This is a genomic window from Bacillus cereus group sp. BfR-BA-01330, from assembly GCF_022663885.1.
Classification (GTDB): domain Bacteria; phylum Bacillota; class Bacilli; order Bacillales; family Bacillaceae_G; genus Bacillus_A; species Bacillus_A cereus.
On the sequence record NZ_JAKUGK010000005.1, the window covers coordinates 84,029 to 104,273 of the forward strand.

Here is a 20,245-nt window from a genome sequence, read left to right on the forward strand (position 1 = left end):
AACTTGTTACAAAGCTGTGTGTATATTTTGAAAGAATTATGTCGATTATCTGAAAATATCTTATTTTTACTATAAAGCGATATCCTTTTTGAGTTTTTCATATTTTGGTACACTATTTATGTAGTGTAAATGAGAGAAAAGAGGGTTCCTTACTATGAAGTCATTAGAAGAGATTTTGCAGTACAATGAGAAATTTGTTGAAGAGAAAAAGTATGAAGAGTTTGTAGCGGGGAAATTTCCAAACAAAAAGATGGTAATTATTTCTTGTATGGATACACGACTTGTTGAACTATTACCGAAAGCGATGAATATGCGTAACGGCGATGTGAAAATTATTAAAGTAGCAGGCGCTGTTATTTCACATCCATTCGGAAGTATTATGCGTAGTATTTTAGTTGCTGTATATGAACTTGGTGCTGATGAAGTTTGTGTAGTTGGTCACCACGATTGCGGTATGGCAAAAATTCAGGCAAGCAGTACAATTGAGAAGATGAAAGAGCGCGGTATAACAAATGAGAAATTAGATACACTCCGTTATTCTGGAATCGATTTAGAAAGATTCCTACAAGGGTTCTCTAGTGTAGAAGAAAGTGTAGAACATAGCGTATCGATACTTCGCAACCATCCGTTACTTCCAGAAGAAGTACCTGTTCACGGTCTTGTTATCGATCCTGAAACAGGAAAATTAGATTTAGTTGTGAATGGTTACGACAATTAAGAATTTACTTTGTCATCCTTTTTATCTGGGACAGGATCAAATCCTCCCGGGTGGAAAGGGTGACATTTTAATATACGCTTACAAGTAAGCCAAAAACCTTTGAGTGCACCATGTTTTTGAAACGCCTCTAATCCGTAATGAGAACAAGTCGGATAAAAACGGCATGTTGGTGGTGTCATCGGAGAAATGAATTTTTGATAAAAGCGTATAATCCCAATAAAAATCTGTTTCATAACGGTCTCCTTTTCAGCATATTCTTAAAGTATTATAGCACGACTGTACATAATACTTTACTAATGTGCATTTCCGTTATATCATATTGGATATAACGGAATTAAATTAAAAGCGGGAGAGATGTTGTATGCCATCAGTAGAAAGCTTTGAATTAGATCATACGATTGTAAAGGCACCTTATGTAAGACATTGCGGAGTTCACAATGTAGGTAGTGACGGTATTGTAAATAAATTTGATATTCGTTTCTGCCAACCGAATAAACAAGCAATGAAACCAGATGTTATTCATACGTTAGAGCATTTATTAGCATTTAATTTACGTAAATATATTGATCGTTATCCGCATTTTGATATTATCGATATTTCACCGATGGGCTGCCAAACAGGATATTATCTTGTAGTAAGCGGAACACCGACAGTACGAGAAATCATTGATTTATTAGAACTAACATTAAAAGATGCGGTTCAAATTACAGAAATTCCAGCTGCAAATGAAACACAATGTGGTCAAGCGAAGCTTCACGACTTAGAAGGAGCACAACGCTTAATGAACTTCTGGTTAAGCCAAGATAAAGATGAACTTGAGAAAGTGTTTGGATAAAAAGGAAAACTGCCTGTGAAAGGGCAGTTTTTTTATTGTACTAAGAGCGAACATACTCTTCTTTTTTATGAAAATATATTAGATACTCCAACATATAAAACAAAGGCAGAACCGAGAAAATAAACAAATGCTTTTGCTTTTTCCCGTTTCTTCATTTCATCAATTCCAAAAAGGATAAACATAATACTTAAAAGGATAAACACGTAAGGTAAAAGAATAGTGAAGTTTGCAAAGAAGCTAAATAGGGCGAGAGAAAGAGCGATAGTGGCGATTATAATTTGAATGTTTTTTAACATGGAATCCCCCTTAAGTAGAAAGAAATGGTTACTGAGAGAAAATAATTATAAATGCTAAATTGATCGAAATTTTATTCTACATGTAGCGAAAGAGTTTGATATTAAAAAGAAGAATATGAGACTAGAAACGAAAAAAATACGGGATACTCATTAATTCCTAGAAGAATAAAGGAACAACTGAGAATAAATTGTACGTATGGGAGAAGTGAAAAATTATCGGTAAAATGGACATAAGTGCTTAGAGTGAGTAAGAGAAGCATGAAAAATGCTAAAAAAATCCGTAATATAGTTAGAGTTAGCATCGTATAGCCCCCTTTAGACCATTTACTAGAATATTTCTGTGAAACCAATAAATAAAGCAGCGGCTCCTGCTAGTAGAGCGAGCACACTACCTCCTGTTTGCTGTTTTAATATTTCCTCTAAACTTATGGTGAGGGCCATACCTCCTAAAAAGATGAACATATAAGGGATTATTTCTCTATTACCAGTAAAAAATCCATAGATTGCTATAGATAAGGCAATAAGTGATAAAGTAATCCGTCCCCATTTTAGCATAAAAGACCTCCTCTATTTTATGTAGGTAATAATGAGAACAATCCAAATGAAAGCACCGGCAATAATACAAATAAGTCCAGTTGCTGATTCCCTTTTCTTTATTTGTTCAAATGCGATGAGAAACATTAAAGCCCCTAATAGAAATTGTGAAAGAGGTAAAGAATTATTTTGACCTGTATATAATCCAATTGCCGACATAACGATCACAGTGAGTGCTACTATGATGCGAAGTATACGAAGCATATTAGGAATTCTCCTTATTCTTTTTTGTATAAGGATTGTCTTCTAGTTTATCGACGGAATGTTTATAAGCATAGCCTTTATTAATTGTCATGACGGAGAGTACGAGGATGATTAGGACGATGATAATACCGATAATTAATATTTTGAACATAAAATCCCTCCTTTTCTTTATTTTACATAATTTTGTAATTGATGAAAACAATAGAAAATAAAAGGATGAAAGAAGGGTGTTACATGGAGACGAAAAAAACATATTATATATCAATAGGAAACGGTCAAATTTCACAAGTGAAGACGGCGGATACGTATAATTTTGAGATTTCCGCAAATGATGAGGAAATTACGAAATTAAGAGAGCACTTTGATCAAGCATATGTAGAAGATTTAGGGTCATTTGTACGCTCCCACGTTCCATTTGTTGAGTATCATCACGATTCAAATAATGACCGATATGATGAACAACTACAAAAAGCATATAAAATGATTTACGATTTAGGAAATCATGAGACGAAAGAATTAGTCGCACAAATGGGAATAATCAATGGATTGTAATTGGATAATATTATGCAGAAAAGCGAGAATATGCTACAATTTGTGGTAGGAAAAACTTGTAACCATCAATAGGGGAGTAATGGCATGTACAAATTTAAAGATTATTACCACAACACTGTACAATTATCGTTTGAACGTTATCCATTTTCTCCTGAGCCAAAGCATGTTTGGGTTGTATGCCGGTACGGGGATCAATGGTTATTAACGCATCATTTACGTCGCGGTCTTGAATTTCCAGGTGGTAAAGTAGAACTAGGGGAAACACCGGAAGAAGCGGCAGTTCGAGAGGTTCATGAAGAAACCGGCGGCATAGTTTCTGATTTAACTTACTTAGGACAATACAAAGTATCTGGAAAAGACAAAATAATCATTAAAAACATTTATTTTGCAACAATTAGTGCGGTAGAAGAACATACGCATTACGAAGAAACGAAAGGGTCTGTTTTATTAAAAGACATTCCTGACAACATTAAAACGAATAGAAAATTTAGCTTTATAATGCGCGATGACGTATTAGCGCGTACGATGAAACATATAGAAGAAATCGGCTGTTTTACGAAGTAAAGTAGCCGGTTTCTTTTTTTGTATGTAAGAATAAATGTAAACATATCTTTACATTATTTTGGGGATATTATACAATTTTGTAAAGATATATTTACATTTTAGGAGGGGGAAGATGGATAAAAGAAAAGAAACGACTGTTACTGTTTCGATGGTTAAATTAAACTTTTTTTTATTTTTTATAATAATTGCTTTGTCGTTTGGAATTGGTTATTTGCATATATTTCTTTCAGGTGGGGTTCAAGTCGAAGTTACATTATTAACGATGTTTCTTTTTATTATCGCAATGATTGTTCTCGTTTGTATTCATGAAGCGATACATTTAATTGGCTTTCGCTATATCGGAGGTGTTCCGTGGAGTGAACTAAAATGGGGCGTTAATTGGAAATTAGGTGTTGCATATGCTCATTCTAAACAGGCGGTTACAGTAAAGCAAATGAAGAAAGTGTTAATGCTTCCGTTTTTACCAACTGGAATTTTGCCAATTGTATTGGGATTAGCTATGAATCTGGAGCCACTCTCATTTTTAGGAATTCTACTAACAGCAGGGTGTATCGGCGACATTGCCGTATATCAAAAAGTTTCAAAGTTTCCAGATGATGCGCTAGTAAAAGATCATCCGAGTAAACCGCAGTTTACAGTATATGAATAATAAGAGGAGGCGTTTTTGAACAACTGCCTCCTCTTATTATTTTTTGTCGGTAAATCAATATATTGTGAAAATTGTTGATATAATTTAATTACTATTATTGTATTTTTATCTCCACCTCCACCTCTAAAAACGAAAGCACCTCCAACAAATCATCTACGATACGTGAATGCTTAAAATCACCCCAAAACGAATCTTTTTTCCAAACACCAAGAATCCCTACTTGTTCAGAACCAAGCACATCGTTTTCTGGATGATCTCCAATATAAAGACATTCTTCTGCCTTCACATCTAGTCTTTGCAAAGCACGTTCGAAAATTTCAGGATGAGGTTTTTTAATTCCTTCAGCTTCTGAAACGAGAATGGTGTTTGTATACGTATGTATATGTAGTGCTCGAAGGTTGCTCATCTGAAATTCAGTAAAACCGTTTGTGATAATACCAATTTTAATGTTTCGCTGTTTTAACTGTTGAAGTAGTTCATGCGTGTTTTTGAAAGGAATACAATGATGTTGGAAGTTTGTAATATAGTCGTGTAGTAGTTGCTCTTGCGTTAAAGTAGTAATGTTGTATTCGGAAAGGAGAGTAGCATATACTTTATCCTTCCACGTATAGCCATTATTATCGAGTTCAAGAAATCGAGAACAATACTCTGATTTCTCTATACTCATCAAATGTGAGGAGAAGCGATTATATTGCTCATAAATAAATTGTTCTAAAGATTGGCGCCGATCTAATAGTGTTCCATCTAAGTCGAATAAGATTGCACGAATCATGAGAAGCCTCCTTGGAGTTTTTATAATTAATTATCGCATATTCGCAAAAAAATGATTATGATATTTTGTAGAATGGAATAATGGGGGATTGTATGAAGAAACTGTATGGCAAGTTAGTGTGTTGTATTATAGCAAGCAGTTTAGTTGCAGGATGCGATAGTGCTATCGAGGTTACGAAAGAAAAAGAAATTTGTAAAACAGAAGAAGAGTGTACGCAAATAGGAGATAAAACATTACAAAAAGTATATAAAAAGATAGAGGGACTTTCAGAACTTGAAAAAGTAGAAGATTATGACATAGAAGAGTATGAAAGTGTGAATATGAAAGAGGCGGAACAGAAAAAAGAAAAGGATGACAATTATTTCTTTTTAGCTTCTTATTATATCGATGGTGATGAAATTGTAGATCCTTATTTTGAGAAATTGGATCGTAAGAGATTGAATAAAGTTTTTGCAGATGACGAAGTAGCAAAAGATGATTTGTTAAGTCAGCGACAAGATAGAGAATATCATGAAACCTTATGGGACATGTATCGCACTCTCGTCCCAGTGAAATATCGTGAGAATATAACAGGATTTGGTCTAATAACGGATGGTTATGATGGCGTTGTTGCCCATGTCATGCCAAGTATAGATGACCCGAGAGATTGGGTGCTTAGTTTAGACGTGCTTGATTCTGGGGTGAATATAGATGAAGTGATGAAAACATTAATTCATGAAACGGCTCACGTATTAACGATTGGACATAAACAAGTACCAGTGGATAGAAAGTATTTAGAGGCGTTTGATGAAGAGAAAGACATTTCATCATATCGAAATAAATGTAAAACGGTGTTCGTGAAAAATGGATGTGTGAGAAAAAGTTCGTATATTAACCAATTTTATAATGAATTTTGGAAACCAATTGAGCAAGAGTGGACAGAAAAGAAAGTAGAAGAAAGTGAAGAGGCACAAATTGAATTTTATAAAGAAAAGCATGATGATTTTGTATCGCTATATGGAACAACAAATGTAACGGAAGATATCGCAGATACATTTACAGCGTTCATTTTACAAGATTCAAAAAAAGTGAAAGAAGGAACAGAGTTAAAATATAAGAAAATTGCTTTCTTCTATCAGTTCCCTGAGCTTGTAAAAATGAGAGCGGAAGTGCTGTCAGGATTATATGATGTTTCGAAAACGATAGAACAACAAAGTGGAGACTAATGTGAGTTATGCTTTCGGTATAGTTTCGTTAAAGAAAAGCGTGAAGAATTTTTAATTCTTTGCGTTTTTTCTTATGTTGATAAAATTGAAAATTCTGTATTTTTATCAAAAAGAAGAAGGAACTGGAGGCACAAAAGAGAATTAGTATAAAAATGTCACAATTTAGACACAATTATAATGCACGTGTTGTAGGGACTATAAGTTTACTCTCGAGGAGGTAATGAAACGTATGAAAACGATTCTTGCTGTTGCTGGTCTCATTTGGGTAATGTCTCACGGTTTTCCGATTTTTGAAGGGGAGCAAATTCGTAGTGCTTTGAATGAAAAGTTTAATGATTATCATGTGATAGATCGAAAAGATAATGTCGTTACAGTACGTGTGAAAGACTGTTTCCATACAGTTACGGTTGCGGATGGAAACATTACAAATGAAACGAAAATGTGTGATAAAAGGTAAAAGAAAGAAGCTGACTATAGCGCACTGTTTTGAGTCAGCTTCTTTTTCTTTTTCCAATTAGAATTTTTTCAAATGCCTCAACAAATACATACATAAGAGTTGCAAGAACACATGTGAGTAGTACGCTAAGTAAGACGAGTGTGAAGTTAAAGACTTGGAATCCGTAGCTAATTAAGTAGCCAAGTCCTTGTTTGGAAACGAGAAGTTCTCCGAAAATAACACCAACCCAGGATAAACCAACATTTACTTTTAACGTTGAGATAATTGCTGGAAAGGATGCAGGGAGAACGACTTGCTTATAACATTGCCATTTATTTGCGCCAAATGTGTCCATTACTTTTATATAGTTAGAATCGACTTCTTGAAATGCACTGTAAATAACGAGAATGGTAATGATGATGGAAATGATTACTCCCATTGCGATAGAAGATGAAATGTTTGGACCGAAAATAACGATGATGATTGGACCGAGTGCAACTTTTGGCATTGCATTTAGGACGACGAGGTAAGGATCAAGTACGCGGGCTAGAAGTGGCATCCACCAAAGAAACGTGGCAATAATAGCACCGAGTACCGTTCCGAGAATGAAGCCTACTCCTGTTTCCAGCAATGTCGTCCATATGTGGACCCAAAGTGAACCGTCGATCCATTTCGTTAAGAAGAGATCCCAAATACTCGAAGGAGAGCTAAAGAGTAAAGGATCAATCCATTCTTTTTTGCTAGCTATTTCCCATAGTGCAAAGAAAAGAATAAGTAGTAAAAGCTGTAATGAGCGAGCAATCCAAGCACGCCTGCGTTCTTTCTTTCGAAATTGTTCATGTAGTTGTTTTATATTATCCAAGTCGTTCCAGCTCCTTCCATATATCTTGAAAGAGGGCTGGGAAATCGTAGTGATGGCGTGCTTCTAACGGTGATAAAGAACGGATACTTTCCGGGACGATAAAGATTTTCGCGATTTTTCCAGGATTCGCTTGAAGTAAATAAATACGATCACTCATCGCAATCGCCTCTTCAATATCGTGAGTAACAAGTAGTGATGTTTTCTTATATTTATTTAGTAAGTTGAAAACGAGTTCTTCTAGTTTTAATTTCGTTTGATAATCGAGTGCGGAGAATGGTTCATCTAGTAATAAAATTTTCGGATCAGTTGCTAACGTTCGAACGAGAGCGGCACGTTGACGCATACCGCCGGATAGTTCACGAGGATATTGTCCTTCTACCCCATGTAGACCGACTTGCTTTAAAAGGTTTAAAGTATGTTCTTTCATTTGTTCATCATAAATCCTTCGAATATGAAGTCCAAGCATAATATTTTCTTCAATCGTTTTCCACGGGAATAAGTAATCTTGCTGCAACATATATCCCATAGATGATGTTTTCGTTGTAATCGGTTCACCATCTAAAAAGACGATACCGTCAATTGGATCAAGTAGTCCAGCAATGATTGAGAGGAGCGTTGTTTTACCGCAACCACTTGGACCGAGTATAGAAATAAATTCGCCTTCTTCCACTTGTAAGCTCATATCTTCAAGAATAAGTTTGGCATTCTCTTTTGCAAAAAAACAGTGAGAAACGTTACGTATTTGCAAAAAACTCATACACTTCGCCTCTATTTCTTAATAACGCTTTCGGCAATTTTTGTATTGACGAGCGCTTCATGTGGGACTTCTTTTTGTAATTCACCAGCGTTTTTCATAATAGTTTGGAGCTGTTTCCATTCTTCTGCATCTAATAGTGGATTTGTCGCATAAGAATGTTGCTTTTTATACCGTTCAATTACTTTTACTGTAATGTCTTTTGAAGTGTCTTTAAATAGCGGGGAAACAGTATCAGCAATCTCTTCTGGACTATGTGTATCAACCCATTGCTGTGCTTTATAGAGCGCACGTGTGAACTTTTCAGCAGCAGCTTTATCTTTCTTTAAGAAACTTTCTTTTGCCATGAATGTTGTATAAGGAACAGTACCAGATTCATTTCCGAATGAAGCGACGATATAACCTTTACCTTCTTTTTCGAATATGCTTGCAGTCGGTTCAAAGAGCTGGACAAACTCTCCTGTACCAGATGCAAAGGCATTTGCAATATTAGCAAATTCGATATTTTGAATTAAGTTCGTATCTTTGCGAGGATCAATACCATTTTTCTTTAAAACGTATTCCCCAACCATTTGCGGCATGCCGCCTTTACGCTGTCCTAAAAATGTAACACCTTTTACGTCATTCCAATTAAAAGAGTCTAGTTTTTTACGTGAAACTAAAAATGTCCCATCTGTTTGTGTAAGTTGTGCAAAGTTAATGACAGGGTCTTTCGCTCCTTGTTGATGAACGTAAATAGATGTTTCAGAACCGACGAGAGCAATATCAATTCCGCCAGATAATAGGGCGGTCATCGTTTTATCGCCACCAGCTGTTGTTTGTAGGTCAATATTTAGTCCTTCATCTTTAAAAAATCCTTTTTCAATCCCGACATATAATGGGGCATAGAAGAGAGAATGGGTAACTTCGCCGACGCGAATGTTTTGGGTTTGTTCTTTCGTACTTTCTTTTTTACTACTACAAGCAGCAAAAGTAAAAACAGCTAGTAATATGATGCAAAAAATCGCGATTAATTTTTTCACTATATAACACCTCCCAGAAGTCACTCTACAAGCATGATATGTAGGTAAGTGCCCATATGTGAGTGTAGATAGCAGGAATTTTTTTGGAGGTAAAGAAGTACAAATATAAGGGGTGATAAAATGGAGAACGAATACGATGATAGCGTACATTTACATCTTGATTATTTCGGGACAGAATGTGATATGGAATCGATTGCTTATAAGAGAAAGAATGAAGACGTATGGGATGTGTATTTTAATTTTGGAGTATACGGTATTCAGAAAGACGATGTAGAGTTAGGGAGATTTATGGACGAATATGCTGGTCATTACGTTTTTTCTGTACATGCTCGCGATCTTAGCTGGGAATTTGGAAGTGCCCAGTTTGAAGAGTGGGTTTTGAAAAATCGGATAGTAGAAAAAACGCTACAAAAATAGGAGGAATTTTGTGATTGGATTTCTCATCTTATTATTTATTTTTGTGGCCGGATTTTTTATCATGCAAATGCTTATTTACCAATTTGCAAAGAAAAACATCCATAAATATACAAAAATAAAATGGTTTCATATGTGGCTACATATGAATATGAAAAAAGGCCCGATATTAGATTTTTTTGATTTTGTAGTTACAGTACTCGTATGTATCGTATGGAAAATAGGGCTGCTTCCTTGTATATAATACACATGCTAATCATCTTCTCTTTTATCATAAAATAACGAAAAGAACCTGTCTTGTGGCGGGTTCTTTTCGTTATAGTAATAGTTGTAAAAAACTTGCATTTATACATAAAACAGTGAGTAGTGTTGTGAAAGATATTTTGACAAATACAGAAACACATACATACGGAATTAAAGTGTAATTACAGAATGGACAAATTGGCCGTGTGTAAAGTGTGGGGAATAAGAAAGAGGTCGTCCAACGGTGGACGACCTCTTTCTTATTATGCTTGGTTAGTGCGGAAGAATGGAAGTTTCTGCACAATGTGAATTAATCCGTATGCAAGAATTAAGCACATAAGAGGATTAATGAAAAATCCATAGCGATTAATTGCTAAGAATAAGTTTGAGAAGATAATGTAAATAATAGAACTTGCTACTAGCATCATAACGCGTTTATGTTTAAATGAATTTAGCATGAAGCAGAAGCTGCTCAAGAATGTACCGATGATAAACACTCTATGACATAGTTGCATAAAGTTGTGAATACGGTATTGGTCTACAGCAGGAGCTGTTTTGAATAATTCAATTGTTTTACCGACAGTGAACCAAGAGAACCAATAAGTGAAGTCCGTCTTAAATCCGTTCTTGATTAATTCTTTTGCGTATGCACCTTTGTCATCTAAGCCTTTAGCTCTCATTTCATTTACTATATTTTCATATCCAATTTTATTAAATGGATCTGCACCGGCAATTAGTGGATCTGCACCTTGGGTTGAGAATAAAATAAATTGGTTGAGTGCTAAGTAGTTACGAACAACCCATGCGCCAATAATAAAGAAAGGTCCGATAAACCATAACAATCCGATTCGAATGGAGTCTTTAAATCCATATGTAAATAACACAACAAGAACAGGAATGAGCATCATTGGAGCTGGATTTGGACGGAACATAAGTAAAATTGAAACGACAATTCCAAACCATATATGGAATTTCACTTTATTGTATTTCCATGCGAGAACAAATACATATACACATAACGCCAATAAGAATATAGATGGAACTTCTGTTAGCAATGTACGGAAGTATGTATAGTTACTTGGATAAATAGCATATAAAATACTTGCAACAATTCCATAAATGTTTTTTTCGAACAATTCTTTTCCTATTAAGAATACTAATAGCACTGTGCAAAGGTTCATGATCATGTTAATAACAGTTGCTACGTAATAGTAAGGAATTGATGTAATATCAGAAATAATCATAGCGCCAGCTAATAGTAATGGCTGACCTGGTGTAATATATGCATTTTTTCCTGGAACTTCACTAGGTTCTAAATACACATAACCAAATACACCATGTTTTAATAGTTGTTCAGCTGTTAACGAATAGTTAAAGGCATCATTTGCACCATATGTTACTTTGACTAACTCTCCATCTAATCCCGGCTGTTTTACTAAACAAAAAACGTGCAACAGGAAAGAAAGCGCCAAAATTACATATACCGCTTTAGGCAAACTCTTAAACTTAGTAAGCAAAAATGAGCAACTCCTTTTTTATTAATTCTTTCGTATTTTTATGTGAAATCTTTAATAGTATTAAGGATTTCCAAAACATAGTTATTATATCATAAAGTGGAATGCTGAAATTAAGTTTTTCAAGAATGAGTAATTTGTATGCCACAATTTAACTGTTGATTAAGGGAATATTAAGACAATACATTTATGATAGAAACAAGTATGCAGACGAAATATGTAATATATGTTATTTTAATAGAAATAGTTCTTTCGATGCGGGGGAAATTAAGACATAGAAACGAGGGAATGAATTGAAGTATGGTTCTACACTTTTTCATCTTCCAAAAAGAAATATATTAATTTCTAGCATTATAAGTAGTATGGTGACTTTATTAGTAATAACTATGCTGTTTATGATTTTAAAGGTTTTCAATTTAGACATGATGAAAGATCATTTAAATCAAAAGCTTGTTTTAAGTGTTATGATGATTTTCGTATGGGGCATAACGTTTTATATTACGCATTTCAATAAAAAAGAGATGTCTATACTTAGAGCATCCCTACGAGTGCATTTTATATTATTTTTGCTAGCTCATACAGTAGCGTTATTTTATATTGTCATGCAAGTTAATATGAGTTTCATAGAGGCAATGAATTGGATTTACTTTTATAATATGCAGTTTATATTAAGTTTTGTAGTAATTTATGCAATATATATTCTTGTATATAATTTAATAGGTAAGGTTTTTCTAAGTATGGTTTTAACGAGCTGTACGTTAGTCATTTTATGTATTGTGAATTATTTGAAGCTTATTTTCAGAGGTGATCCGTTATATCCTTCTGATTTTACACAAATTACGCATATGCAATCTGTTATACCGATGGTGATGGACTATTTTAGTTGGAGTTATATTTTTGTCATTATCTTAAGTATCGTAGCTTGTATTGTAGCAGGGATATATATGAGAAGGTATATTCAAAATGTAAAGATTCATCTAGGAATAAGAGCCTTATTAGTAGTAGGATCTATTTTTGTTCTATATGCGTACGGTAATTTTGCGAATACATTTATGAATAAAGTATTTCAAAAATCAGGTGTAGATTTTGTTTTGTGGAATCAAAATGAGAACTATGCTTCAAATGGTTTTGTACTTGGGTTTATTAGCAATTTAGATACAACAGTTATGGAAAAACCAAAAAATTATTCTAAAGAAAATATGCTTCAAATAGCAAACGATATAAAAAAACAATATAGTGGAAATATAGGGAGCCAAAAGAAAAAAGAGAAACCGAATATTATTTTTGTAATGAGTGAATCGTTTTGGGATCCGACGAAAGTAACTAACCTTTCTTTTAGTGAAGATCCTGTACCAAATTTACATCATTATATAGAAAACTTTCCTGGTGGACAAACTATTTCTCCTACATTTGGGGGAAATACGGCGAACGTTGAATTTGAGGCATTAACAAGTTATTCAATGAGTTTGTTAAAGCCAGGTTCTATACCATATCAGCAGGTTATTACAAATAAGAAAGAAATTCCATCAATCCCTACGGCGTTGAAAAAAGAAGGTTATTATACAAGTGCAATTCATTCATTTGGTCGCACATTCTTTAAACGTGATGATGTATATAAGGTGTTAGGGTTTGATAAGTTTAATGCAGAGGACACGATGGAAAATGTGGATATTGATGGAGATTATATTAGTGATTTAGCGATGAGTAAAGAGATAATTGCTGAGTTAGAGAAACAAAAACAACCTACATTTATTCATGCAGTTACGATGCAAAATCATTTTCCATTTACAGAGGGCCGATTTGGTGAAAACCTAATCGAAATTAGCGGTCTAGAAAATGAAGACTCAAAGGGAGAATTAGAGACGTATACAGAAGGATTAAGACGTTCAGATGAGGCTCTTCAATATTTAATAGAGCAACTAGATAATTTTGATAGACCTACATTATTAGTATTCTTTGGAGATCATCTTCCATCATTAGGAACAAATAAATCTTTTTATAAAGAAAATGGGTATATAACGAATGAAAAAACACCGAATGAACGTTTAGCCATGGCGCAAACACCGCTATTAATGTATGCAAACTTTGATATGCCAAATGATAATTTAGGTTTAGTAAGCCCAATTCATTTTTCTAATCTTATTTTTGATTATGCAGGATTAAATAAATCCTTATTTTATCAATTTTTATCGGAATTTTACAAGGAAATACCAGTGCTTAGAGATGAATTAAAAGTTGATAAAAATGGAGAAGTAATCAATGATTTAACAAAGAAACAAAAAGAAATGTTAGAGCAATATAAAATGCTCCAATATGATTTACTCGTCGGAAATCAATATAGTAAAGATATCCTCTTTAAATAAAAGAAACAAAAAGAACTTGTATAACGATACAAGTTCTTTTTTCATAGTATTTAACGGGGTAACCAGACAAGCTGGGTTTAGGGAGTATTACCTGTACATTTAGTATATATGAAAATGTAATCGTTTTATTTGTGTATTTGTGAGAAATATGTGAATTTTATGTTTTGTGAAAAATCGATTGTATTAACTTTCGTTCTTGTATTGCAGTTGTTATGCATGTAAAAATTTTATCAGTTCTTTATTTAATTCATCCGCTTGATCGATTGGTGAACCATGACCACTATTTGTAAGAGCATGTAACTGAGAATTTTTAATTCGTTGTTGCGTAAGCTCGGCACTTTTGTAAGGAATTAGTTGGTCGTGAACGCCGTGGAAGATTTTTGTTGGGACGTTAATTTTATTTAAATCTTTCGTTACATCTTCATTTGCAGCTGCTTGTAAAATTTTTATAAGGGCATAAGAAGCGGACTGCATACCGAGATAAGAAAACCATTCAAGGGTTGCAGCCCCTAAGTTTCTATTAAAAAAGGATAAAGATACATCATTTAAAAATTTTGGTAAATTAGCATACATTTGATTAATGAGAGCATCTGCTTGTTCTTTCGGTACACCGTAAGGGGACTCTTGATTTTTAACGAAAGAGGGGGAGACAGCGTCAATTAATGCGAGCTTAGAAATGCGGCGCCCATTATAGCGAGACATATAGCGAATAGAAAGAGCACCACCAACTGAGAAACCGACTAATGTAGCGTTCTCTACTTGAAGTGCTTCCAGAACAATTGCGATATCATCGGCTAATCGATCATACGTGTAACCAGTCCATGGCTTATCAGATTGCCCATTCCCTCGTATATCCATGGCGATACAGCGAAAGCCATGCTCTGGTAAAACATTGAGTTGATATTGATACATTTGATGATTTAAAGGCCATCCGTGAACGAAGAAAACAGTCTTACTACCTGGACCAGGATTAACGTCTTGCACAAAAATATGCACATCTTTCTCGACAGTAACAAACATAAATTTCCCCCTATTTTATGAATATGCTCTATCCCAAAAGCGTTGTTTTGTCATAGCTTTAATAAATTCATTTGCTAGCCTCGTAGGGTCTTGTTCTATTAGAACACCAGGCTTTCCTTCGATATTTAAAGATTGAATAATAGAAGAGCCGTTTTGGAAGGAGCCAATCGGCTTAAAGTGATTATATGATTCTACGACAAATGAACTTGCTTTGTTAAGAAAATGATCATCCATCTCTCCGCCGATAAGAAGTAATCCATCATAAAGGAGTGGTGAGCCTGTTAAGAAAGTATCATTTACTTCCCACTGTCCATTTGGCGTTCCCTGCACTATGCCTAATCGTTCTGAAACGATCACTGGCAGTTAAAGAGTTTTCATCGTTTGAAATTTTAATATCTGTATTTGTTGTCATCTCCTTTCCTTCATTTTCACGCATGAAAGATTGGAGTTGTTCGATCTTTTTATTTTTTTTGCCATCCATAAAAAACACCTCCCATAATATACGTATTAATGATCATAGATTTTATGCTCTGTATATAGTCTAAATATATTGCGTTTTTGGTACGATTTTCCTCAAATGTTCGATTTATCTTTGTTTGTCTATGAAAATCATTTATTATAATAAATGGTATTCTTCGAGATATTATTTTGAAGGGGTGTTGAAGTGAAAGAAAGTTTTCTATCATATAAAGAAGAAGAAAGAAATGCAAAAATCCTTTTATGGGTGTTATATGTCATTGTTATTGTATATCAAATTTTCTATGCAATCGTATTAGAAGATAAATCAATAATGGATAAGGGATACAATATAATATGGCAAGTTATTTGCGGAGTAGCAATACTGTGCGTGAATATATATTTAATGAAAAAAGAGAAGGCAAACCTTGTTAAATATGCATGGATATTTGCATACATAGGGATAGAACTCGCTAATATATTTTCGTATGTTTTTTATAATAAGGCGGCGTTTGATGCGACAAATATAATAGAAATTATTCTCATTTTCTTTGTACCTATATTTTTAAATAAAAAATTCTATGTGTTTTTACTTTCCTCTATTGTAGGAAAATATTTAATTTATTTATTTGTATTAGAGGAAGTAAAAGCATTTATGTTCCTTATTATGTATACACTTATGTTAATAGCTGCATATATCATTTTAAACCGATTTTTACAATATCTTTCAGCTGTAAAGGAAAGTATTGCGATTGCTAGTGAATCACAGAAATTAGCAGTAATCGGAAAAATGGCAGCGACGGTTGGACATGAAATTAAAAATCCACTTGCTTCATTAAAAGGATTTACGCAATTACAACGAGAGAAGCATGAAGAGGATCCTATTTATAAACGTATGATTTTTGAAATAGAAAATATGAATAATATGATAAGTGAGTTAATGGAAGTTTCTACATGCAAACCTTCTATTTATAAGAAACATGATGTAGGAAAAATTGTATTACAAGTAATAACAAGTCTTCGTGAAAAAATAGATGAATTAAACATTCAGTTTATTTCTAATGTGGAAGAAAAAACAATAGAAGTTGAATGTGATGAACGAAAAATAAGAGGAGTCTTTTTATATACGATAAAAAATGCTTTAGAGGCAATGGGACAAGGTGGCATATTACATTTACAATTAGAAAATAAAGGGAAAGAATATGTAATGATCAGTGTGATCGATAATGGTCATGGTATTAAGCAAGAAAACTTACCCCGTGTTACAGAGGCCTTTTATACAACGAAACAAGATAAAATTGGTCTGGGACTGACGGTAGCGAATCGAATTGTCGCCGAGCACCTTGGTGAGTTGCATATTTCAAGTGAAAAAGATACTGGAACGAGAATAGACATCATTCTCCCAAGGAAGTGTGGAAATACTGAAATCCAAGTGGAAGAAAAGCTAGGAGTTACCATATGAATAAAGGCTATATATTTAAAAATGAAGAAATAAAGGCGCTGAAAGCATTTTTAAGTTTATTTTTTATTATATTTTTCGTATATGATCTTGCCTATGAATTTATCGTACCGTTAATCGGTGGAGAGCAAGAAGGTGTAGGAGAGTTTGAAGATGGTTTAGGTTTATGGCTTTACTTTTTGATGGTGGTATTGTTTTGCATTGGAATATACTTTATGAAATGGAAGAATGCTTTTGCGGTAAAGTATATTATTCTAATTGGCTATAATGTATTAGATTGTATCCATAACATTATGATTTATTATGGTAGCGATGCAGAATTTGACGGTGGAAATATAGTAGAAGGATTTTTTATTTTGTTTGCACCAATCTTTGTGAATAAAAGATATTTCTGGTTAGTTCCAGCGATACTTATCGGAAAGTATGCTCTTACAGGAATCATTATTCAATCTTCTCTCGTTTTAATCCCAATGGCATTATATAGCGTATTTACTATCATATGTTGGATTATATTTTTAAGGGTTCAGTCTTACGTTCGTACGCTTGAGATGATGGACAAAGAAATAAAACAGACAGAAAAACTAGCAGCTGTTGGAAAGATGGCAACGGTTATTGGTTATAAGATTAGAAGACCTTTAGCAAACTTAAAAAAACTTGTGAATAAACAAGCAGACAAGCATCCAGAGGATAAAATTTATAGTGATATTATGAAACAAGAAGTAGATCGGATTCATATAATTGCTACAGAACTTAGTGGATTTGAGAAATCTAAATCACTAGAATCAGAAACTCATAACATACAAGAAATTATCTCTTATGTTATTCGAGTTATGGAAAAGCCTGCTTTAAAACAAGGAGTCCACATACAGGGTATTTACAGTAAAGACTTACCATCAATTACATGTGATGAAAAACGATTAAAACAGGTCTTTTTTAATTTAATCAAAAATGCAATTGAAGCAATGTCAGTTGGCGGAACAATTACGATTAAAGTTACTGTAAAAGATGGAATCATCGTTCAAGTGAAAGATGAGGGATGCGGCATTCCGAAAGATAAAATTCCAAAGTTAAATGAAGCCTTTTATACAACGAAAGAAACAGGAACTGGTCTAGGTTTAGTAGTTACAGAAAAAATTATTAAAGACCACAACGGTAAAATGAGTTTTGAAAGTGAAGTTGGGGTTGGAACGACGGTTGAAGTTATGTTACCACTGCATTAACTACAAAAAACATCACTTATTTGGAAGTGATGTTTTTGTGTTCTTCTTAGGTAGACGTTCTAACAAAGAGGGCGATAACGAAAAATAATATATTGATAGTGTAAAAAGAAAATAATGGATGTTTTACTATGAAAAATATATAATGGCTTTGTCTGTTATTTGTTGTAGTTCATTTATATTTCTATTTGTTGACCCGAATCTCGGGTCTTTTTTTTATGAAATGAATTGCTATATGTCAGTGATTAGAAAAATAGAATATATATTCATGCTGTAATACTGGTAGCACCAGTAAACTCGGTGCTACCAGTAGGTTCGTTTTCCGGCACAACGAAAGCATTTACGTTGGTACAGGTGGTGCTTTCGCATTTCTCTATTTTTCTGTGGTCGATTGTATTGTGTATATAAATTTAAAAAATGATAGCGTTAGAGCCACCATTTCTCCTGCGGAAGCAAAATAACATCCACATCAAAATTCTCTTTAAACCAATCATACATCAATGTCTCTTTCACTAAATATTCAGAGGCAGAGTGTGACACACCAATTAGAGACATATTCGTTTCTTTTACATAATCCATAATGAGCGAGTATTTATGTCTGCCGTAATCATTGTCGATATGGCAATGGATTTCTCCTGTAATATATGCTTCAGCACCTTTTTCTTCTGCTTCCTTCATTAAAGATACAACATCGCCACATCCAGCGATAATTGCGATTTTTTTGATGGAATCATGTCGTTTACCTTCGAAGTCTGTGTAAGGAATCTGGAAGAGTTGTTTTAAATGTTTTTGGAGTGCTTCTGTTGATGTTTCATCTATTTCACAAATAAGGCCAACTGGTTCTTGCTCTGGACCTCCATATGCAAAGTCGTCCACTACAGTAGAGTTTAATGCTTTTGCAATTGAAATACTCGTTCCATGTGTTTGATGAAAATCCATTGGTACGTGACATGTATATATAGAAAGTTGTTTTTCTTTTATTCCTTGCAAATATTTTTCAGGAATTGGTATGAAACCGCGGCCTGATCTTCCAAGCGGATCACCGCACTCCATTACAAGGGGATGGTGCATAAAGAGTAAATCACCGGGTGTGGATTGTGAAATGAATGTTTCAAGAACGTCATCTGTAGGGAATACAGCTAAAAATACTTTGTTTACATTTTCAGATCCGTGCATCATAAGGCCGTTACATAAATCTACAAAATTTGCTTCGAAAAATTGTTGCCAAGGAAATTTGATAGGATCATATACGGCTGGGATAAATCGACTAAAGGCACTATCTTTTCCGTATTTTTCAATTTGGAATAAGTGATCGAGTGATTGCTCTATTTTTTTTAAGGCTGGCATGTTTGATAATCCTCCTTAAGATGATTCTTGCTTTATGAGTTGTTTGTATTCTTCGTAGCAAAATAAGAAGCGGATAGGAAACAAATAAAACCTAGAATCCAGCTAATAGAAGGAGAATAGGGAAGTACATGCTGTAATAGCATTCCGCTAGAAATGAAGAAACTACTAAATACACCTAATAACATGGGATATCGTTGTAGTTTGAAGACAGATAGTAAACATCCTTTCTCCTGCATGAACTACTCATAAAAGCTCGATTGCTGAAACTTTATCACATACATTGTATATTAGTCTTAATTTTCTGTATATAACTTTTAAGAAAAATGGTGATACAATATATGAATGATAAGAGAAGAGAGGATGAAGATTAACATATGTACGTTACTGTAACAGAAGCAGCATATAAAAAGATTATGGATACGATTCCAAGTGAAGCGAAATATATAAAGTTATTTTATGATAATGAAGGTTGCGGTTGTGTTATGAGCGGAATCATCGATTTAGTAGCTGTAGCAGAGAAAGATGAGCGCGATGTGGATATTGAATCAAGCACAATGAATTTTATCGCTGATCGTACAAAGCTTGTATTTATGGACGATAAGTTAACGGTTGATTGGCATGAAGGTGGAGGAACTTTTCAGTTGAAGAGCCCAAGCCAGTTTTATAATCCAAATATGAAATTACACGTTCGAGTATAGTAAAGGTGAGTCCAAAATGTATTTTGGACTCACTTTTTTTATTTTATAAGT

General features: G+C 33.9%; 26 protein-coding genes and 2 pseudogenes. 14 read left to right on the forward strand and 14 right to left on the reverse strand.

Translation table 11 applies throughout. The features are described from left to right. Positions 1-154 precede the first annotated feature (154 nt). Positions 155-718 (forward strand): beta-class carbonic anhydrase, encoded by a 564-nt coding sequence (locus MR112_RS15540; RefSeq protein ID WP_048656633.1) that lies wholly within the window; start codon positions 155-157, stop codon positions 716-718. Here the strand turns inward: MR112_RS15540 and yidD are convergent. Then, positions 715-951: a membrane protein insertion efficiency factor YidD gene (gene yidD / locus MR112_RS15545; protein WP_000809334.1), complete on the reverse strand. Its 237-nt coding sequence runs from the start codon at positions 949-951 to the stop codon at positions 715-717. The genes MR112_RS15540 and yidD overlap by 4 nt on opposite strands. A gap of 128 nt (positions 952-1,079) precedes the next feature. Here yidD and luxS point away from each other — a divergent pair, with 128 nt between their 5' ends. Then, positions 1,080-1,553 carry an S-ribosylhomocysteine lyase LuxS gene (luxS, locus tag MR112_RS15550; RefSeq protein WP_001141371.1) on the forward strand — a complete coding sequence of 158 codons (474 nt, stop codon included), beginning with the start codon at positions 1,080-1,082 and terminating at the stop codon, positions 1,551-1,553. A 65-nt stretch (positions 1,554-1,618) separates the two neighbouring features. Here the strand turns inward: luxS and MR112_RS15555 are convergent, their stop codons facing one another. The 4 genes from MR112_RS15555 to ytzI form a co-directional block, all read right to left on the reverse strand. After that, positions 1,619-1,849 (reverse strand): YczI family protein, encoded by a 231-nt coding sequence (locus MR112_RS15555; RefSeq protein WP_000916668.1) that lies wholly within the window; start codon positions 1,847-1,849, stop codon positions 1,619-1,621. Positions 1,850-2,176: 327 nt separating this feature from the next. Continuing rightward, positions 2,177-2,404 (reverse strand): DUF3953 domain-containing protein, encoded by a 228-nt coding sequence (locus MR112_RS15560; RefSeq protein ID WP_000922253.1) that lies wholly within the window; start codon positions 2,402-2,404, stop codon positions 2,177-2,179. A gap of 12 nt (positions 2,405-2,416) precedes the next feature. Beyond that, positions 2,417-2,647 (reverse strand): DUF3953 domain-containing protein, encoded by a 231-nt coding sequence (locus MR112_RS15565; protein ID WP_000944458.1) that lies wholly within the window; start codon positions 2,645-2,647, stop codon positions 2,417-2,419. A gap of 1 nt (position 2,648) precedes the next feature. Next, positions 2,649-2,798 (reverse strand): YtzI protein, encoded by a 150-nt coding sequence (gene ytzI, locus MR112_RS15570; protein WP_000472794.1) that lies wholly within the window; start codon positions 2,796-2,798, stop codon positions 2,649-2,651. Positions 2,799-2,881: 83 nt separating this feature from the next. On the opposite strand from ytzI, the gene MR112_RS15575 reads away from it, so the two are divergent. The 3 genes from MR112_RS15575 to MR112_RS15585 all read left to right on the forward strand — a co-directional run bounded on the left by MR112_RS15575 (position 2,882) and on the right by MR112_RS15585 (position 4,412). Continuing rightward, complete coding sequence (locus tag MR112_RS15575) at positions 2,882-3,199, forward strand: hydrolase (protein WP_242245114.1); 318 nt, start codon at positions 2,882-2,884, stop codon at positions 3,197-3,199. An 84-nt stretch (positions 3,200-3,283) separates the two neighbouring features. After that, the gene (gene mutTA, locus MR112_RS15580; protein WP_000276385.1) at positions 3,284-3,763 is read left to right on the forward strand and encodes an antimutator 8-oxo-(dGTP/GTP)ase; all 480 of its coding nucleotides are present in this window, start codon (positions 3,284-3,286) and stop codon (positions 3,761-3,763) included. 112 nt (positions 3,764-3,875) lie between these two features. Beyond that, positions 3,876-4,412, forward strand: coding sequence for a DUF3267 domain-containing protein (locus MR112_RS15585; RefSeq protein ID WP_242245115.1), 537 nt, complete (start codon positions 3,876-3,878; stop codon positions 4,410-4,412). Between the two features lie 94 nt (positions 4,413-4,506). Here MR112_RS15585 and MR112_RS15590 read toward each other — a convergent pair whose 3' ends face one another. Further along, a complete protein-coding gene (locus MR112_RS15590) occupies positions 4,507-5,184 on the reverse strand; it encodes an HAD family hydrolase (protein ID WP_065212183.1) in 678 nt (225 codons plus the stop codon). A gap of 92 nt (positions 5,185-5,276) precedes the next feature. Between MR112_RS15590 and MR112_RS15595 the strand changes: the two genes are divergently transcribed. Both MR112_RS15595 and MR112_RS15600 read left to right on the forward strand, forming a co-directional pair. Further along, entirely contained in the window at positions 5,277-6,389 is a 1,113-nt protein-coding gene (locus MR112_RS15595; protein ID WP_071740510.1) for a hypothetical protein, read from the forward strand. Positions 6,390-6,618: 229 nt separating this feature from the next. Beyond that, the gene (locus MR112_RS15600) at positions 6,619-6,846 is read left to right on the forward strand and encodes a hypothetical protein (protein ID WP_000849112.1); all 228 of its coding nucleotides are present in this window, start codon (positions 6,619-6,621) and stop codon (positions 6,844-6,846) included. Positions 6,847-6,880: 34 nt separating this feature from the next. On the opposite strand, the gene MR112_RS15605 is transcribed toward MR112_RS15600, so the two are convergent. Genes MR112_RS15605 through MR112_RS15615 form a run of 3 tightly spaced genes read right to left on the reverse strand, consistent with a single transcriptional unit; the run spans position 6,881 to position 9,463 of the window. Then, positions 6,881-7,687: an ABC transporter permease gene (locus tag MR112_RS15605; RefSeq protein ID WP_000368771.1), complete on the reverse strand. Its 807-nt coding sequence runs from the start codon at positions 7,685-7,687 to the stop codon at positions 6,881-6,883. Further along, positions 7,680-8,444: an ABC transporter ATP-binding protein gene (locus tag MR112_RS15610; RefSeq protein WP_000009033.1), complete on the reverse strand. Its 765-nt coding sequence runs from the start codon at positions 8,442-8,444 to the stop codon at positions 7,680-7,682. The genes MR112_RS15605 and MR112_RS15610 overlap by 8 nt, the downstream gene beginning before the upstream one ends. Before the next feature lie 11 nt (positions 8,445-8,455). Further along, positions 8,456-9,463, reverse strand: a complete 1,008-nt coding sequence (locus tag MR112_RS15615) for an ABC transporter substrate-binding protein (protein ID WP_078186548.1) — start codon at positions 9,461-9,463, stop codon at positions 8,456-8,458. 120 nt (positions 9,464-9,583) lie between these two features. On the opposite strand from MR112_RS15615, the gene MR112_RS15620 reads away from it, so the two are divergent. From MR112_RS15620 to MR112_RS15630, 3 genes and pseudogenes are all read left to right on the forward strand, one after another. Beyond that, positions 9,584-9,880, forward strand: a complete 297-nt coding sequence (locus MR112_RS15620) for a DUF3986 family protein (protein ID WP_000426897.1) — start codon at positions 9,584-9,586, stop codon at positions 9,878-9,880. 10 nt (positions 9,881-9,890) lie between these two features. Next, entirely contained in the window at positions 9,891-10,121 is a 231-nt protein-coding gene (locus tag MR112_RS15625; protein ID WP_078186549.1) for a hypothetical protein, read from the forward strand. Positions 10,122-10,230: 109 nt separating this feature from the next. Beyond that, positions 10,231-10,302, forward strand: a pseudogene (locus MR112_RS15630) (DUF2196 domain-containing protein); the annotation flags it as partial. An 81-nt stretch (positions 10,303-10,383) separates the two neighbouring features. On the opposite strand, the gene MR112_RS15635 reads toward MR112_RS15630, so the two are convergent. Next, positions 10,384-11,637 (reverse strand): glycosyltransferase family 39 protein, encoded by a 1,254-nt coding sequence (locus tag MR112_RS15635; RefSeq protein WP_000956221.1) that lies wholly within the window; start codon positions 11,635-11,637, stop codon positions 10,384-10,386. A 290-nt stretch (positions 11,638-11,927) separates the two neighbouring features. Here MR112_RS15635 and MR112_RS15640 point away from each other — a divergent pair, with 290 nt between their 5' ends. Then, a complete protein-coding gene (locus tag MR112_RS15640; protein WP_000873634.1) occupies positions 11,928-13,997 on the forward strand; it encodes an LTA synthase family protein in 2,070 nt (689 codons plus the stop codon). A gap of 210 nt (positions 13,998-14,207) precedes the next feature. On the opposite strand, the gene MR112_RS15645 is transcribed toward MR112_RS15640, so the two are convergent. The 3 genes and pseudogenes from MR112_RS15645 to MR112_RS15655 form a co-directional block, all read right to left on the reverse strand. Continuing rightward, entirely contained in the window at positions 14,208-15,017 is an 810-nt protein-coding gene (locus MR112_RS15645; protein ID WP_000498278.1) for an alpha/beta fold hydrolase, read from the reverse strand. Between the two features lie 15 nt (positions 15,018-15,032). Further along, a pseudogene (locus MR112_RS15650) lies at positions 15,033-15,377 on the reverse strand (catalase); the annotation flags it as partial. Next, positions 15,310-15,498 carry a catalase gene (locus tag MR112_RS15655; RefSeq protein WP_078186551.1) on the reverse strand — a complete coding sequence of 63 codons (189 nt, stop codon included), beginning with the start codon at positions 15,496-15,498 and terminating at the stop codon, positions 15,310-15,312. The pseudogene MR112_RS15650 and the gene MR112_RS15655, both read right to left, overlap by 68 nt. A 183-nt stretch (positions 15,499-15,681) precedes the next feature. On the opposite strand from MR112_RS15655, the gene MR112_RS15660 reads away from it, so the two are divergent. Together MR112_RS15660 and MR112_RS15665 are read left to right on the forward strand one after the other, a co-directional pair. Further along, positions 15,682-16,935 carry an ATP-binding protein gene (locus tag MR112_RS15660; protein ID WP_078186552.1) on the forward strand — a complete coding sequence of 418 codons (1,254 nt, stop codon included), beginning with the start codon at positions 15,682-15,684 and terminating at the stop codon, positions 16,933-16,935. Further along, positions 16,932-18,152 carry an ATP-binding protein gene (locus MR112_RS15665; RefSeq protein WP_078186553.1) on the forward strand — a complete coding sequence of 407 codons (1,221 nt, stop codon included), beginning with the start codon at positions 16,932-16,934 and terminating at the stop codon, positions 18,150-18,152. Before MR112_RS15660 ends, MR112_RS15665 begins: the two co-directional genes overlap by 4 nt. A gap of 423 nt (positions 18,153-18,575) precedes the next feature. On the opposite strand, the gene MR112_RS15670 is transcribed toward MR112_RS15665, so the two are convergent. Continuing rightward, positions 18,576-19,496: a Nif3-like dinuclear metal center hexameric protein gene (locus MR112_RS15670; protein ID WP_071740516.1), complete on the reverse strand. Its 921-nt coding sequence runs from the start codon at positions 19,494-19,496 to the stop codon at positions 18,576-18,578. A gap of 374 nt (positions 19,497-19,870) precedes the next feature. Between MR112_RS15670 and MR112_RS15675 the strand changes: the two genes are divergently transcribed. Further along, positions 19,871-20,194 (forward strand): iron-sulfur cluster biosynthesis family protein, encoded by a 324-nt coding sequence (locus MR112_RS15675; protein ID WP_000289570.1) that lies wholly within the window; start codon positions 19,871-19,873, stop codon positions 20,192-20,194. Positions 20,195-20,245 lie beyond the last annotated feature (51 nt).